Genomic DNA, 13,958 nt, shown 5'->3' with positions numbered 1-13,958 from the left:
TGCCCGCCCGCCCCGTTCGAGTGAATGGACCATTGCACGGCTGAGACGTATGCAGGGTGACATCCACGCGCACGGTGTCCTCGCGTGAATGAACCATCGCACCGCCGAGGGCAGTTTCAAGCGGTCGTTGCAACGACTAGCTCGTTGATCACTTTTGCTGGTGAGTTCCAGCCTAGCGTTCGGCGGGGGCGGTCGTTGAGTTCGTCGGCGACCGCTTGAAGCCGCTCTGCGGTATGCGCGGAGAGGTCTGTGCCCTTCTTGAAGTATTGCCGCAGTAGCCCGTTGGTGTTTTCGTTCGTGCCACGTTGCCAGGGACTGTGGGGGTCGCAGAAGTAGATGGCCATGTCGGTGGCCATCGTGATCTCCGCGTGCCTGCGCATTTCCATGCCTTGATCCCAGGTCACCGACTGCTTGAGCGTGTCCGGCATCGATCGGATCGCGGCGATCATCGCGTCTCTGACGGCGTCGAGGTTGTGTGAGTGCGGCAGGTGCAGCAGCATCGTGAATCGGGATGTGCGCTCGACCAGGGTGCCGATCGCCGATTTGTTTCCGGCGCCCAGGATCAGGTCGCCTTCCCAGTGCCCAGGGACTTTGCGGTCTTCGACGTCGTCGGGGCGCTCGGAGATCAGCGTCTTGTCGGGAATGTGGTGGGCATGGCTGGGCACTCGCCCATGCTTGCGGCGATGTGCCCGGCCGGTCCGGAGCGCGTCGGCGACATCGGCTTTGAGTTCGCCTTTGGCTTGAACGTAGATGGCGTTGTAGATCGTTTCGTGCGACACGTGCATCTCCGGCCGATCGGGGTAATCGATCTTCAGTGTCGCCGAAATCTGTTGTGGTGACCACTTTTTCCGCAGACGGCGAACAACTTCCGCGCGGAGTTCACTGTCCGGATCGGCCAGCTTCGCAGTCTTGGGTCGGCGGGCGCGTGTCTCCGCTCGTTGCTGCGCGGACACCGATCGGTAGGTGCCACCGAGGTTGGTGTTGCGGCCGAGCTCGCGTGAGACGACCGACTTGTCGCGACCGATGAGATCGGCAATGTCGGTCTGAGACAGCCCCATCGCACGGCCGATGGCGATCTCTTCTCGTTCGGACTGAGAAAGGAATCGTCCGCTGGGTTCGGACCGGATCCGTTTGGCCCCGCGGACGATTCCTCTCCTCTGATCTGTCCACCGCATTCCCGTGGATCGACTGACACCGGCGGCGGCCGACGCAACGATCACTGACGCGCCCGAATCTCGCATGGCATGGAACCTAGCGACTACCTCTGCTCGGTTCGGGATGACACGTCGGGACATCTGCTCCACATCTCCTCAGGTCAGGAGCTGTGTTGCAACCATCGCTTGAAACTGCCGAGACGTGTGCAACGGTCCATTCACGCGGGAGGGCGGGGAGCGGGGGCGAGCAGAGGGTGAGTGCTAGATCAGCACCGCACCGTTCGAGGCCGATCCCACCAGCTTCGAGTATTTGGCCAGCACTCCGCGGGTGTAGCGCGGCGGCAGGGGAGCCCAGCCCTTCGCGCGGGAGTCCAGTTCGGTTGCGTCGACGAGCAGGTCGAGGGTGCCCTTGCCGACGTCGAGTCGAATCTGGTCGCCGTCGCGCACGAAGGCGATGGGACCGCCGTCGACTGCCTCGGGTGCCACGTGTCCGACGCACAGGCCGGTGGTGCCGCCGGAGAACCGTCCGTCGGTGAGCAGCAGGACGTCCTTGCCGAGGCCCGCGCCCTTGATTGCTCCGGTGATCGCGAGCATCTCGCGCATTCCCGGCCCGCCCTTGGGTCCCTCGTAGCGGATGACCACGACGTCGCCCGCTGCGATGGTGCCGTCTTCGAGGGCGTCCATGGCCGCGCGTTCACGTTCGAAAACTCTTGCCGTGCCGACGAATACGTCGGAGTCGAAGCCTGCGGACTTGACGACGGCCCCACCCGGAGCGAGTGAGCCCTCGAGAATGGTGATGCCGCCGGTCGGGTGGATCGGCTTGTCGAGTGCGCGCAGTACCTTTCCGTCCGGGTCCGGCGGTGCGATGTGAGCGAGGTTCTGCGCCACTGTCTTTCCGGTGACCGTCATGCAGTCGCCGTGCATCAGGCCGGCGTCGAGCAGAGCCTTCATCACGACGGGAACTCCACCGATGGCGTCGACGTCGGTCATGACGTGCTTGCCGAAAGGCTTGACGTCCGCGAGGTGCGGCACTTTCGCGCCGACGCGGGTGAAGTCGGCCAGGGTCAGCTCCACCTGAGCTTCGTGGGCGATGGCGAGGAGGTGCAGGACGGCGTTGGTCGAGCCACCGAAGGCCATGACGACAGCGATGGCGTTCTCGAAGGCTTCCTTGGTGAGGATGTCGCTGGTGCGGATGCCGCGTCGGAGAAGATCGACGACGGCCTCGCCGCTGGCGTGCGCGAATCCGTCGCGTCGACGGTCCGGTGCCGGCGGGGATGCGCTGCCGGGCAACGACATTCCCATGGCCTCGGCTGCGCTGGCCATCGTGTTGGCGGTGTACATCCCGCCGCAGGCGCCTTCACCGGGGCAGATGGCGCGTTCGATGGTGTCGACGTCGGCCCGCGACATCAGTCCACGCGAGCACGCTCCGACGGCCTCGAATGCGTCGATGATCGTCACCTGATGCTCGCTGCCGTCGGACAGGGTGGCGAAGCCGGGCAGTGTGGAACCGGCGTAGAGGAACACGCTCGCCAGGTCCAGACGTGCTGCGGCCATGAGCATTCCGGGCAAGGACTTGTCGCAGCCGGCAAGGAGCACCGAACCGTCGAGCCGCTCTGCGCTGATGACGGTTTCGACGCTGTCGGCGATGACCTCACGGGAGACCAGTGAGAAGTGCATGCCCTCGTGACCCATGGAGATGCCGTCGGACACCGAAATGGTGCCGAATTCCAGCGGGTACCCACCGGCGGCGTGGACGCCCTTCTTGACGGCCTTCGCCAGCCGTTCGAGCGAAAGATTGCACGGAGTGATCTCGTTCCAGGACGACGCCACGCCGATCTGGGACTTGCCCCAGTCGTCGTCGCCCATGCCGACGGCGCGGAGCATGCCGCGGGCAGCGGTCTTCTCCAGCCCGTCGGTGACGTCGCGACTACGCGGCTTGACGTCGATGTCGTTGGGTTGCTCTTCCGGGGGATTCTGCGGGGTCGTCATGACTCTCCTGAGCGGTCGGCGGACGCGCGTCCTCAGGTTCCGCTCCTGAGTCGCATTCACCGTCAACACTAAACCTGTGGTTGCCGCCGTCGATCGGCCTGCACCCAACTCCTCTACCGGAATGCCCTCTGTCGAGTGACGAATGGCCCTGTCGAGCGGTACCAGCTGGAAGCGACAGTGGTTGTGCAGCCACCGCATCGAGGTGGGAGGTCGAGGAGAGACGATGAACGATCAGCCGGATACGGCCGTGGTGGAGATGCTGGTGGAGCTCGCGTGTCGGGCACCGTCGGTACACAACAGTCAACCGTGGCGGTGGACCTACTCCGCACGCGGACTCGATCTGTACACCGACAGCTCGCGAGTGCTCGGGGTGATCGACCCGGCGGAGCGACAGATGGTGTTGAGCTGTGGGGCAGCGTTGGACCATCTCGACAAGGCTGCCGCGGCGTTGAGGTGGACGACCGAGATCGATCTGCTGCCCACACCGGGTTCGCCCGATCATCTCGCGCATGTTCGCTTCGTTCACGACGCACGTCCGCGCTCGCACGAGTTCGATCTGTTGGCTGCGATCAACCGCCGCCACTCGGATCGGCGGGCATTCGGACCGGTGCCGAGCAATCGCATTCTGACGAGGTACCTCGGGCAGGCGCACTACGGCACGCAGATGACCGTCCTGTCGCCGGAGTCCAAACAAACGTTGGCGAAGGCCTCGACGCTGAGCGCGAGCGTGCGAAAGTACGACGCGACCTATCAGGCAGAGATCAGATGGTGGGCCGGGCACTCGTTCCGCTCGGGAGGAATTCCGCCGGAGGCCCTGACGAACCGGGCCGAGGCGTCGAGGGTGCAGGTCGGGAGACAGTTCCCCGAACCGCACCGGGTAGCCGAGACCACGACGCAGGAGCCGGTCGAAGACGAGTCCACAGTGTTGCTGCTCGGCACGGCATCGGACGAACGCCTCGATTGGTTGAACTGCGGCCGCGCGATGTCTTCGTTCCTGTTGGCCGCGACTGCGGACGGGCTGGCGACATGCCCCTTGACGCACATGACGGAACAGTCGGGGAGCAGGCACCTGGTCGAGTCCCTGGCCCCGCGAAACGGCCTGGCGCAGGTGTTGATTCGAGTCGGCACCCCCATGATCGGCTCGCCGCCACCCCGAACCCCGCGACACGCCGTGGCGTCGGTGCTGTCTGCGCCCGCCCACACAACGAATCGAAGGCGATCATGATGAGTACATCCACCGACCGAGTGCTTCCCATTCTGGTGGGCATCGACGGTTCGACCGAGGCCGATGCCGCAGCGCTGTGGGCGGCCACCTACGCCGCGAGGACACATTCGTCCGTTCGCTTGATTCATGCTGTCCCCGAGGGGGATTGGTACGGATCGGCAGCGTTCGTCGACGCCGGTGCGCTCGAGCGCGACCTCCGTATCATCGGACGCAAGCACCTCACTCGAGCGGCCGGTGCGATGCACGACGCGGCACCCGAGGTGTCCGTCGACATCGTCACCGTCGATGGGACGATCGCGTCGTACCTGTCGAATGCCGACGCAGAATTGATTGTGCTGGGATCGAGGAAGTCGAGTGCACTACGAGACCTGACCCTGGGCAGCAACACCCTCCGAGTCGTCACGCACGCCCATTGCCCTGTGCTGCTCGTGCGTGGCGGTGGGGAGAGCGTCGATTCCGCTCGGCCCATCGTGGTGGGTGTCGACGGAAGTGAGCAGTCGGATCGAGCGTTGAGTGCCGCGCTCGAGTTCGCGCATACCGTCGGTGCACCGGTGGTCGCGGCGAACTATTGGGGATTCGCGGCCCAGCCGGGTCTGGGAACAGGATTCGAGGGTGTCGACTGGGTGAGCGTTCGCGAACACGAAAAGCATTGGCTCGATGCGCATGTGGGGAAAGTGCGCGAGAAGTACCCGGAGGTGACGTTGACGACCGTGAGCACTCAGTCGAGCCCGACGCGAGGGTTGCGTGCGATGTCGGCGTCCGCGTCGATGCTCGTGGTGGGTTCTCGGGGTCGAGGTGTACTCCGCGGTGCGATTCTGGGATCGGTCAGTCAGAACCTCGTTCACCACGCCGACTGTTCGGTGCTGATCGTGCGTTGAGTCACGCGCTCCGGCGCGGTGCCATCGGTGGTGACGTCATGTCGCAGTGCGGTGGGCAGTTCGACGCCTCGCCGCCCGTTCCTCGGATCAGTACGGCTGCGATGAGGGCACCGATCACCAACAGTCCGGCACACAGGAGCATCGCTGTGTGGAAGCCGGCCGAGAACACCTCCGGCGCAGAGTAATCGGACCCGGCGATTCCGGCGAGCGCAGGCAGGGCTGCGACGGCGAGCAGTTGGCTGGTGCGGGCCACGGCGTTGTTGACCCCCGACGCAATGCCGGCGCGGTCGGTCGACACCGCACCGAGAACGGCTGCCGTCAACGGGGCCACCAGAGCGGACAGGCCGAGACCGAACACGACGACCGCGGGCAGAATGTCTGTGACATAACTGGATCCAGGACCGATGCGCAGCATCAGCACCAGCCCGAGGGCCGACAGTAGCGGCCCGACCGTCATCGGAATGCGTGGTCCGATACGCCCGGCCACCCGGCCCGCGCGGGCCGACAGTACGAGCATCAGTGCTGTGATCGGCAGCGTCGAGACTCCGGCCGAGATGGGCGAGTAGCCCACGGCGAACTGCAACTGCAGCACCAGCAGGAAGAACACTCCGCCGAGTGCCGCATAGACGGCGAAGGTAACGAGGTTGGCCGCCAGAAAAACTCGGGAAGCAAACAGTGACGGCGGTACCAATGGATCGTGCGAGCGGCGCTCGATCGCCACGAACACTCCGACCGCAACAACCCCGAGTACCAGCGCCACGGTGTGCGACTCGATCAACCCGTACGTGAGCAGACCCAGCGCCACCGCGACAGTCACCGCGCCCGGCACGTCGAGTCGTCCGGACGCGTGCGGATCTCGGCTCTCCGGAACATGTTTCGCGGCTACCGACACGACCACGACGGCGAGGGGGATGTTGATCAGGAACACGGCACGCCACCCGACGGCGTCGACCAACCAGCCCCCGAGCAACGGGCCGATGGCCGACGCGACACCACCCAATCCCGACCACAGCCCGATTGCCGCGCCCCGATCCTCGGCCTTGATGGACGCCGAGATCAGTGCCAGCGAACCGGGAGTGAGCAGCGCTGCGCCGACACCTTGCAACAGCCTCGCCGCGATCAGCACCTCGATGCTGGGAGCGAGGCCGCACAGCACCGACGCGGCGGCGAACCAGACTGTGCCCCAGATGAACACCCGTCTGCGCCCGAGCCGGTCACCGAGGGAGCCGCCGAGCAGAATCAGCGAGGCCAGCGCGAGGGTGTAGCCGCTCAGAGTCCATTGCAGACCGGTGACGCCTGCACCGAGGTCGCGGCCGATCGCAGGCAACGCAATATTGACCACGGTGGCGTCGAGCATCGCCAGAGCCGAACCGAGCACCGTGGTCGCGACGATCCACCGCCCCCTGGCACTGGAGAGTGCGATGCCCTCAGCGGTCACAAGCGTTCTACGCAGACGACGAAGTTGCGGGAGTCCTTCTCGTACCCGTAGAGAGCGGGGTCGGGGCAGTCGTCGACCGAGGAGGTGCCCTGCAGGATCGTCACGACGCGGCGAGTGTCGGCACCGGGGGTGGCGCAGTCGACCCGTTGGGCGAATTCACCGACGATGTCCATGCATCCGCCCACAATCCAGTCGATGTCGAGGCACAGGGCTCCCTGTTCGATGTCGAAGTACGTCTCGTAGTAGTACTGATCGGCGTCCGCGGGACATTCGGCCGATGTGGGCGTCTTGGCGAAGACGACATAGTTGGACTCCGGCGATCCGCAGGCCGCATTGGCGATGGTGGCCTCGTCGACGGTTCCGCCGAGGTTCACACACTCGCCGATCTCCACATCGATGTCGACGCTGCCACCGTCGTCGATGTCGGGGGTCGGGGCGCTCGTGGTGGTGCGAGGAGCACTCGTGGTGGTGGGCGCGATGGTGGCACCCGAGATGGCGACGGCGGTACCGGACACTTCCGAGGCGCACCCGGCGAGTATCAGGGCCGTGCACGCCGTCAGCGCGAGAACGAGAGCGCGGACCGAACGGTTGGATGACGCCATGGTGAGTCCTGCCCTCGTGAATTCAACCGTGCTGTGTGCATCGATCGTCTGTGTGTAGAAAATATCGGACTCGGTTGTCGGCCGCATGAGGCAGGATGATCTGCGTGGATCTTCCTCTTGCCGTGCCGGTCGCGCCGATGCTCGCCAAAGCAGCCAAAGTGGTGCCCGCCCAGCCCGAGGACGGGCCACCGGTGTGGTCCTACGAGCCGAAATGGGACGGGTTTCGCGCCATCGTCTTCCGCGACGGCGACGAGGTGGTGCTCGGTTCACGCGGGGGCAAGGACCTGGCGAGATACTTCCCGGAGTTGGTCGAGGCGGTCAAGGCCGAGCTGCCGGAGAAGATCGTCGTCGACGGCGAAATCGTCGTTCCCCGGGCGAAGGACGGTTCCACGCGGCTCGACTGGGAGTCGCTGTCGGAACGAATTCACCCCGCGGCGAGTCGGGTGACGATGCTGGCGGAGAAGACGCCCGCGCAGTTCATCGGATTCGACCTGTTGGCCGTCGGCGACGAGGACCTGACGAGCGAGCCGTTCTCGACGCGGCGAGCGAGATTGCTCGACGCGGTCGGCACAGGTGGGCCGAGCTGCTTCGTCACCTCCGCCACCGATGATGCGGCGGTGGCCGAGGATTGGTTCGAGCGATTCGAAGGTGCCGGTCTCGACGGTGTGGTGGCCAAGAAGCTCGACGGTCTCTATCTACCCAACAAGCGCGAGATGATCAAGATCAAGCATGCCCGCACCGCAGACTGCGTGTTGATCGGTTATCGAATCCACAAGTCCGGCAACGGTATCGGATCACTGCTGCTCGGGCTCTACGATGGCGACGATCTGCGGATGATCGGCGGGGCCTCGGCGTTCACCGACAAGCGGCGCCTCGAACTGCTCGAGGAGCTCGAGCCGCTGCGACTCGGTGACGACGTCACGTACGACGGCGAAGCGACCCGCTGGAATTCGTCCAACGATCGCAACTGGATACCGGTGCGCATCGAGCGAGTCATCGAAGTGGCCTACGACCAGATGGAAGGTGCACGGCTACGGCACGTGGCGCGGTTCCTACGGTGGCGACCCGATCGCGATCCGCGCTCCTGTGCGTACGACCAGCTCGAGGTTCCGGTGCGCTACGACGTCGCCGATGTCATTGCCGGAGGGCGATAGCCATGGCCGCGAAAACACCACCGGCGTTCGTGCAGGTCGGCGAGCGGGAAGTGCGGGTGTCGAGCCCCGATCGCGTCATCTACGAGGCGACCGAACGTACTCCCGAGATCACCAAACTCGAGGTCTGTCAGTATTTCGCCGCCATCGGTGAGCCACTGATGCGGGCGATCGGCGACCGCCCGACGGCGATGGAGCGGTGGCCCGACGGCTATCGCGAGGGCATGCGATTGGCGCTAGGCCCACAGGACAAGGAGGGCGATGGCTTCTATCAGAAGCGGTTGCCCAAGGGCGCGCCCGAGTGGATCGAAACGGTGAAGATCGCGTTCCCCAGCAAGCGCACCGCCGAGGAGCTGTGTCCCTCCGAACCGGCTGCGTTGGTGTGGGCAGCCCAGATGGGCACGCTGACGTTCCATCCGTGGCCGGTGCGTCGACCGGACGTCGACCATCCCGACGAGTTGCGTCTCGACCTCGATCCACAGCCGGGCACCACGTTCGCGGACGCCCTGCGGGTCGCCGAGGTGACGCGAGAGTTGTTGGAAGAGTTGGGTTTACGTGGCTATCCGAAGACGAGCGGCAATCGGGGCATTCACATCTATGTGCGCATCGAGCCCGAGTACACCTTCGAGCAGGTGCGGCACGCGGCCATCGGTTTGGGTCGAGAACTCGAACGGCGTGACGACGGGGTGACCACCAACTGGTGGAAGGAGGAACGCGGAGAACGCATCTTCATCGACTACAACCAGAACAACAGGGACCGTACGATCGCCAGTGCGTGGAGTCTGCGCGCTCGACCGGGCGCACCGGTGAGTACTCCGATGACATGGTCGCAGTTGGCCGACGTCACCGATCCGCGTGAATTCAACCTCGTCACAGTGCCGGAACTGGTGCAGGACGGCGACCCGTGGGCCGACATGGATTCGCAGGCCTACTCGCTCGAACCCCTTCTGCACCTGTGGGAAACACTGCCGGGCGGGGAGCTGAACTTCCCACCCGATTATCCCAAGATGCCCGGCGAACCGCCGCGGGTGCAGCCGTCCAAGAAGGTCGCCGAGCATTGGGATGCCGAAGGAAACCGCACCGAGAGCTGACTCCGCTCACTCCGTGCGTACATGTCGTTCGGCCTCCCGGTCGGCTTTGATTCCGGCACCCGTCAGGATGACGGCGGCCCCGAGTGTCAGCGCCACCGACAGCAGCAGCAATGCCGTGGCGGGTAGGGAGCCGAGGGCCAGTAACCCCACGATCAACGCTGCGGACACCAAGCAATGGGTGGCGCCCGCCATCATGTAGGGATAAGCGGCTCGATGGCCGGCGACCCATGCTTCCTTGCCGGACTTGGTCGCCCGCGTCTTGATGCCGATCAGCGAATTGGGTTCCTGATCAGGTCCTTTGGTCACCAGCGCTGTCATGTACACCGTCAGCGACAACACGAACAGTGTCAGCGCGAACGCACCGGCTACTTCTCGAGCGGACTGCGGGTCCACCGTCGATCCCTTCGTCGGCGTGGGTCTCGTTCCGGGAAAGAATACCGAAAAGTCCTATTCGGTGGTTTGCCGACTCTCCTCCAGCGCTCGGATCAACGTCGCCGCATCGTACGGTCCGATGTGTCGGGTCAGGTTCTTGTCGCCGCGACCCAGGTAGAACGTCGGAGTGCCGCCCACATCGGAGGAGGTGGCGTCGAGTTCGTCGTCCTCGACGCGCACCACGTAGTCGCCGGTGCGGATGTCGTCCTCGAATCTGTCCATGTCGAGGCCGAGTTCGCGCGCGTAACCGTCGATGTCGTCGGGTTCGAGGGCGTCGCTGTTACGGAACAACACGTCGGCCATCTCCCAGAACTTGCCCTGCGCTGCGGCAGCCTCACTGGCGTACGCGGCGTAGCGGGCATGCGGGTGATAGTCGTCCAGTGGCAGGTGGCGGTAGACGTACCGGAGGTCGTCACCGAAGTGCTTGCGTACCTCGGCGACGCTGCCGGTTGCCTTGCTGCAGAACGGGCACTCGAAATCGGCGTACTCCACGATCGTCAAAGGAGCGTCGACGGGACCGCGGATGTGATCGCGCTTGGCGCTGACCGGACGCAGAATACGGAGCGACGCTTCGGCTTTCGGTGGATGAATTCTCGCGTCGATGCGGAACAGGATCCAGCCGAGCAGCGCGGCGATCACCGAGGCCGCCAAGACGCCGACGCGGGCCTCGTCGGCCAGTAATGGGTCGTCGAGCGCGAGGTCGATGATGAACAGGGAGATCGTGAATCCGATTCCGGACATCGCCGCACCGCCCGCGATGTGCGAGAGCGTCAGGCCCGGTGCCAGGGCCGAGGGCCGCAGTTTGGCGAAAATGGCTGATGCGCCGGTGATTCCGACGAGCTTGCCGAGGACGAGACCGGCGATGATGCCCCAGGTGAGCGTCGACGTCGATGCGGCCTTCAGGGTGTCGGAGCTCAGTACCACTCCGGCGTTGGCGAGCGCGAAGATCGGGACGATGATGAACGCCGTGTACGGCTGGTAGAGCCGCATCAGCCTCTCGTTGACCGAGACGGCTTGATCCAGGCCGAGTCTCGCGGCTCGCGCGTATTCGGGATTCGGTGATTGACGGAAGGCGCGGGTGAGGTCGGATGCTCGCTCCACCTCGGAGCGGCGCGGCGGGTAGACCGGAAGAATCAGCGCGATCATCACGCCGGCCAGCGTGGGGTGAACTCCCGACTCGTACATCGCGACCCACGTGAACAGTGCGACGACGAAATATCCGACACCGCGCCACACCTCGAGTCGACGCAGTAGGAAGATCAGTCCCAGCCCGATGAAGGCCAACACCAACGGCACCACATCGAGATCGTCGGTGTAGAAGAACGCGATGATCGCCAGCGCGCCCACGTCGTCGGCCACCGCGAGGGTGAGCAGAAAGATCCGCAACCGCGCGGCCTTCTTCGGTCCCAGGACGGCGAGTGCACCGAGCAGGAACGCAGTGTCGGTGGAAATGACGACGCCCCACGCCTGGGCGGCCGGCCCGGAGGGATTGAAGGCGAGGAACAGCAACGCGGGTGCGGCCAGTCCGGCGAGTGCAGCCACGATCGGGATGGCGGCGCGTGATCGGTCGGTGAGCTCACCCATCGCGAACTCGCGCTTGACCTCGAGGCCGACGACGAAGAAGAACAGCGCCATGAGCCCGTCGTTGACCCAGTGGGCCAGATCGAGAGAAATGCCGTGCTCACCGACGGTGACCGAGAGCTCTGTGTGCCAGAACGATTGATACGTCTCACCGAGTGGTGAGTTCGCCCAGATGAGGGCGATCAGGGTAGCGGCCAGTAGGAAGCCTGCCGCCAGGGTCTCGCTGTTTCTCTCGCCGCGAGCCCGCGAGATCCGTTCGACGAAGCGTGCCATCGGCCGATTCGTCGGCGTGATCTGATCTGCCATCTGCAGTCCGAGTCCTTCCGAGGAGTGTTGTGAAGCAGTCTGTACCAACACCGCTGTCGGCGCTTTCCTTCCACGCACTCGAGTAGAGTTGTCGGGTCGCGGGCTCGGTGCGCCGGGAGAGATATGCACGACATATTCGGGACAAGGCATTAGTCCGCGGATAAACGGGAATACGAGCCCGACCCACCCCTGCCACGAAGGAACATCCATGCGTGATTTCATCTGCCGCAAATGCGGACAGAAGCTGTCGTTCGAGAACTCACTGTGTCTGAGCTGCTCGAGCGCACTCGGCTTCCATCTGCCGAGCAGGGCGCTGCTGGTGCTGCCGGACAAGGCCGACGACGGCGTCGCCGAAGCCGAGGTGGACGGTACGACGTGGAAGATGTGCGCCAACCTCAACACCGCGCGGTGCAACTGGCTGGTCGACACCGCGGACACCGACGATCTGTGTGTGTCCTGCCGACTGACCCGAACCCGGCCGGCCGACGACGATGTGGACGCGATGGCCGCCTATGCCGATGCCGAGACCAACAAGCGTCGCGTCGTTCTCGAGCTCACCGAACTTGGTCTGCCGATCGTGGGACGAGACGAGGACCCGTCGACGGGTCTGGTGTTCGATCTACTCTCCAGCGCCGACCAGCAGGTGATGACCGGCCACGACAACGGTCTGATCACTCTCGACCTGGCCGAGGGCGACGACGTGCACCGCGAGCAGTTGCGCGTGGCGATGTCCGAGCCGTACCGCACTTTGGTGGGCCACTTCCGGCACGAGATCGGCCACTACTACCAGATGGTGCTGGTCGGAGACGGTGAGCATCGAGCAGCGTTCGAGGAACTGTTCGGCGATCCGGACTCGAGCTACCAGGACGCTCTCGATCGCCACTACAGCGAGGGTGCGCCCGACGGCTGGGAAGACAATTACGTCTCGTCCTACGCCACCATGCACCCGGCCGAGGACTGGGCCGAGACCTTCGCCCACTACCTGCACATCCGCGACACCCTGGACACAGCGGCGGCGTTCGGGATGGCACCGGCGGGTTCGACGCTGGAGAGCCCGCTGCCGGGTGACGTCGGCTTCGATCAGATCATCGAATGGTGGCTGCCGTTGTCGTGGGCGCTGAACCAGATCAACCGGTCGATGGGGCATCAGGACCTCTATCCGTTCGTGCTGCCGCCGACCGTCGTGAAGAAGATCGGGTTCGTGCACTCGCTGATCGCGCCCAGCACGCTCTGATGCGTCGCTAACGGTTCCCGAGCTTTCTCGCCTGGGGCGTATCCTGTGGTGTCGGCATTCGGCCGATGCCGGGATGCGCCCCTGTGAGTAGCGGGACCAGTGCAGCAGTAGGACGAGGTGACCACCATCTGCGAGCAGACACTGAACGAGTCGGGTGCAATCCCGCGGGTTACCGACTTCCAGCTGAGTCGACGGCTGGCCGAGGTGGCCGAGAAGCTGCGGCGTCAGCATTCGGATCCCGATCGGGTTCTGGCCGTCATCACCGAGTCGGCGGTGGCCAATGTCCCCGCTGCGGAGTTCGCGTCCATCACCACCGTGCTGCAGGGCAAGTTCGTGCACAGTGCTGCGCTGTCGGGTGAGCCTGCCGGCCACTGCGACAAGATTCAGGAGCAACTGGGCGAGGGCCCGTGCCTCGAATCGGCCATCGAACAGAAGACCATCAGAATCGACGACATGGACAGCGACACCCGCTGGCCACTGTTCGCAGACGCCGCGTCCGCGCTCGGGGTCAAGAGCATGATCTGCTTCCAGCTCTACGTCGAGGGAATCAACTTCGGCGCTCTGAACCTGCATTCCACCCGTAAGAACGCGTTCTCGGACGAGGCCGAGTCCATCGGCTCGCTGTTCGCTGCTCATGCCGCCATCGCGTTCTCCACTGCACGCGAGGAGCAGCAGATCCGGGCCGCGTTGACGAGCCGAGACCTGATCGGTCAGGCCAAGGGCATGTTGATGGAGCGGTACAACCTGAACTCGCAGGCAGCATTCGCGTTGTTGGCCAAGCTTTCTCAAGACACCAATGTCAAACTCGCCGACCTCGCCGAACAGCTTGTGATCGACGCGGCGAAGTCCACCGACTGAGCCCCATCTTCGGAGATCG

12 protein-coding genes are annotated in these 13,958 nt (G+C 64.7%); 6 read left to right on the top strand and 6 right to left on the bottom strand.

Features of this window, described 5'->3' with window-relative positions; genetic code table 11:
* Positions 1 to 116: 116 nt before the first annotated feature.
* Positions 117 to 1,295 (bottom strand): IS30 family transposase, encoded by a 1,179-nt coding sequence (locus CH275_RS06715; RefSeq protein WP_094676457.1) that lies wholly within the window; start codon positions 1,293 to 1,295, stop codon positions 117 to 119.
* Between the two features lie 120 nt (positions 1,296 to 1,415).
* Positions 1,416 to 3,143 (bottom strand): dihydroxy-acid dehydratase, encoded by a 1,728-nt coding sequence (gene ilvD / locus CH275_RS06710; protein WP_094676351.1) that lies wholly within the window; start codon positions 3,141 to 3,143, stop codon positions 1,416 to 1,418.
* A 223-nt stretch (positions 3,144 to 3,366) separates the two neighbouring features.
* Here ilvD and CH275_RS06705 point away from each other — a divergent pair, with 223 nt between their 5' ends.
* Positions 3,367 to 4,368, top strand: coding sequence for an Acg family FMN-binding oxidoreductase (locus CH275_RS06705; RefSeq protein ID WP_094676455.1), 1,002 nt, complete (start codon positions 3,367 to 3,369; stop codon positions 4,366 to 4,368).
* Positions 4,368 to 5,246 (top strand): universal stress protein, encoded by an 879-nt coding sequence (locus CH275_RS06700; RefSeq protein WP_179276015.1) that lies wholly within the window; start codon positions 4,368 to 4,370, stop codon positions 5,244 to 5,246. Before CH275_RS06705 ends, CH275_RS06700 begins: the two co-directional genes overlap by 1 nt.
* A 1-nt stretch (position 5,247) precedes the next feature.
* On the opposite strand, the gene CH275_RS06695 is transcribed toward CH275_RS06700, so the two are convergent.
* Both CH275_RS06695 and lppU read right to left on the bottom strand, forming a co-directional pair.
* Positions 5,248 to 6,684 carry an MFS transporter gene (locus tag CH275_RS06695; RefSeq protein WP_094676347.1) on the bottom strand — a complete coding sequence of 479 codons (1,437 nt, stop codon included), beginning with the start codon at positions 6,682 to 6,684 and terminating at the stop codon, positions 5,248 to 5,250.
* Positions 6,681 to 7,286 (bottom strand): LppU family putative lipoprotein, encoded by a 606-nt coding sequence (gene lppU, locus CH275_RS06690; RefSeq protein ID WP_094676453.1) that lies wholly within the window; start codon positions 7,284 to 7,286, stop codon positions 6,681 to 6,683. Before lppU ends, CH275_RS06695 begins: the two co-directional genes overlap by 4 nt.
* A gap of 104 nt (positions 7,287 to 7,390) precedes the next feature.
* Between lppU and CH275_RS06685 the strand changes: the two genes are divergently transcribed.
* Positions 7,391 to 8,440 (top strand): ATP-dependent DNA ligase, encoded by a 1,050-nt coding sequence (locus CH275_RS06685; protein WP_094676451.1) that lies wholly within the window; start codon positions 7,391 to 7,393, stop codon positions 8,438 to 8,440.
* Positions 8,441 to 8,442: 2 nt separating this feature from the next.
* On the top strand, positions 8,443 to 9,528 hold the full coding sequence (locus tag CH275_RS06680; protein WP_094676345.1) for a DNA polymerase domain-containing protein: 1,086 nt from the start codon (positions 8,443 to 8,445) through the stop codon (positions 9,526 to 9,528).
* Positions 9,529 to 9,534: 6 nt separating this feature from the next.
* On the opposite strand, the gene CH275_RS06675 is transcribed toward CH275_RS06680, so the two are convergent.
* Together CH275_RS06675 and nhaA are read right to left on the bottom strand one after the other, a co-directional pair.
* Positions 9,535 to 9,921 carry an SdpI family protein gene (locus CH275_RS06675; RefSeq protein WP_094676343.1) on the bottom strand — a complete coding sequence of 129 codons (387 nt, stop codon included), beginning with the start codon at positions 9,919 to 9,921 and terminating at the stop codon, positions 9,535 to 9,537.
* A gap of 54 nt (positions 9,922 to 9,975) precedes the next feature.
* Positions 9,976 to 11,847 carry a Na+/H+ antiporter NhaA gene (gene nhaA / locus CH275_RS06670; protein WP_094676449.1) on the bottom strand — a complete coding sequence of 624 codons (1,872 nt, stop codon included), beginning with the start codon at positions 11,845 to 11,847 and terminating at the stop codon, positions 9,976 to 9,978.
* A 208-nt stretch (positions 11,848 to 12,055) separates the two neighbouring features.
* Here nhaA and CH275_RS06665 point away from each other — a divergent pair, with 208 nt between their 5' ends.
* Together CH275_RS06665 and CH275_RS06660 are read left to right on the top strand one after the other, a co-directional pair.
* A complete protein-coding gene (locus CH275_RS06665) occupies positions 12,056 to 13,081 on the top strand; it encodes a zinc-binding metallopeptidase family protein (RefSeq protein ID WP_094676341.1) in 1,026 nt (341 codons plus the stop codon).
* A 117-nt stretch (positions 13,082 to 13,198) separates the two neighbouring features.
* A complete protein-coding gene (locus CH275_RS06660) occupies positions 13,199 to 13,939 on the top strand; it encodes a GAF and ANTAR domain-containing protein (protein WP_256990885.1) in 741 nt (246 codons plus the stop codon).
* Positions 13,940 to 13,958: the final 19 nt, after the last annotated feature.

Origin of the sequence: Rhodococcus sp. 06-235-1A, from assembly GCF_002258785.1 — a bacterium.
Lineage (GTDB): Bacteria > Actinomycetota > Actinomycetes > Mycobacteriales > Mycobacteriaceae > Rhodococcoides.
Note: the sequence above shows the minus strand (reverse complement) of the source record. Positions and strands in the feature narration are given on the sequence as shown.

Coding starts and splice junctions, on each gene's coding strand:
- CH275_RS06715 (WP_094676457.1), bottom strand. CDS start 1,295: ATGTCCCGACGTGTCATCCCGAACCGAGCAGAGGTAGTCGCTAGGTTC.
- ilvD (WP_094676351.1), bottom strand. CDS start 3,143: ATGACGACCCCGCAGAATCCCCCGGAAGAGCAACCCAACGACATCGAC.
- CH275_RS06705 (WP_094676455.1), top strand. CDS start 3,367: ATGAACGATCAGCCGGATACGGCCGTGGTGGAGATGCTGGTGGAGCTC.
- CH275_RS06700 (WP_179276015.1), top strand. CDS start 4,368: ATGAGTACATCCACCGACCGAGTGCTTCCCATTCTGGTGGGCATCGAC.
- lppU (WP_094676453.1), bottom strand. CDS start 7,286: ATGGCGTCATCCAACCGTTCGGTCCGCGCTCTCGTTCTCGCGCTGACG.
- CH275_RS06680 (WP_094676345.1), top strand. CDS start 8,443: ATGGCCGCGAAAACACCACCGGCGTTCGTGCAGGTCGGCGAGCGGGAA.
- nhaA (WP_094676449.1), bottom strand. CDS start 11,847: ATGGCAGATCAGATCACGCCGACGAATCGGCCGATGGCACGCTTCGTC.
- CH275_RS06665 (WP_094676341.1), top strand. CDS start 12,056: ATGCGTGATTTCATCTGCCGCAAATGCGGACAGAAGCTGTCGTTCGAG.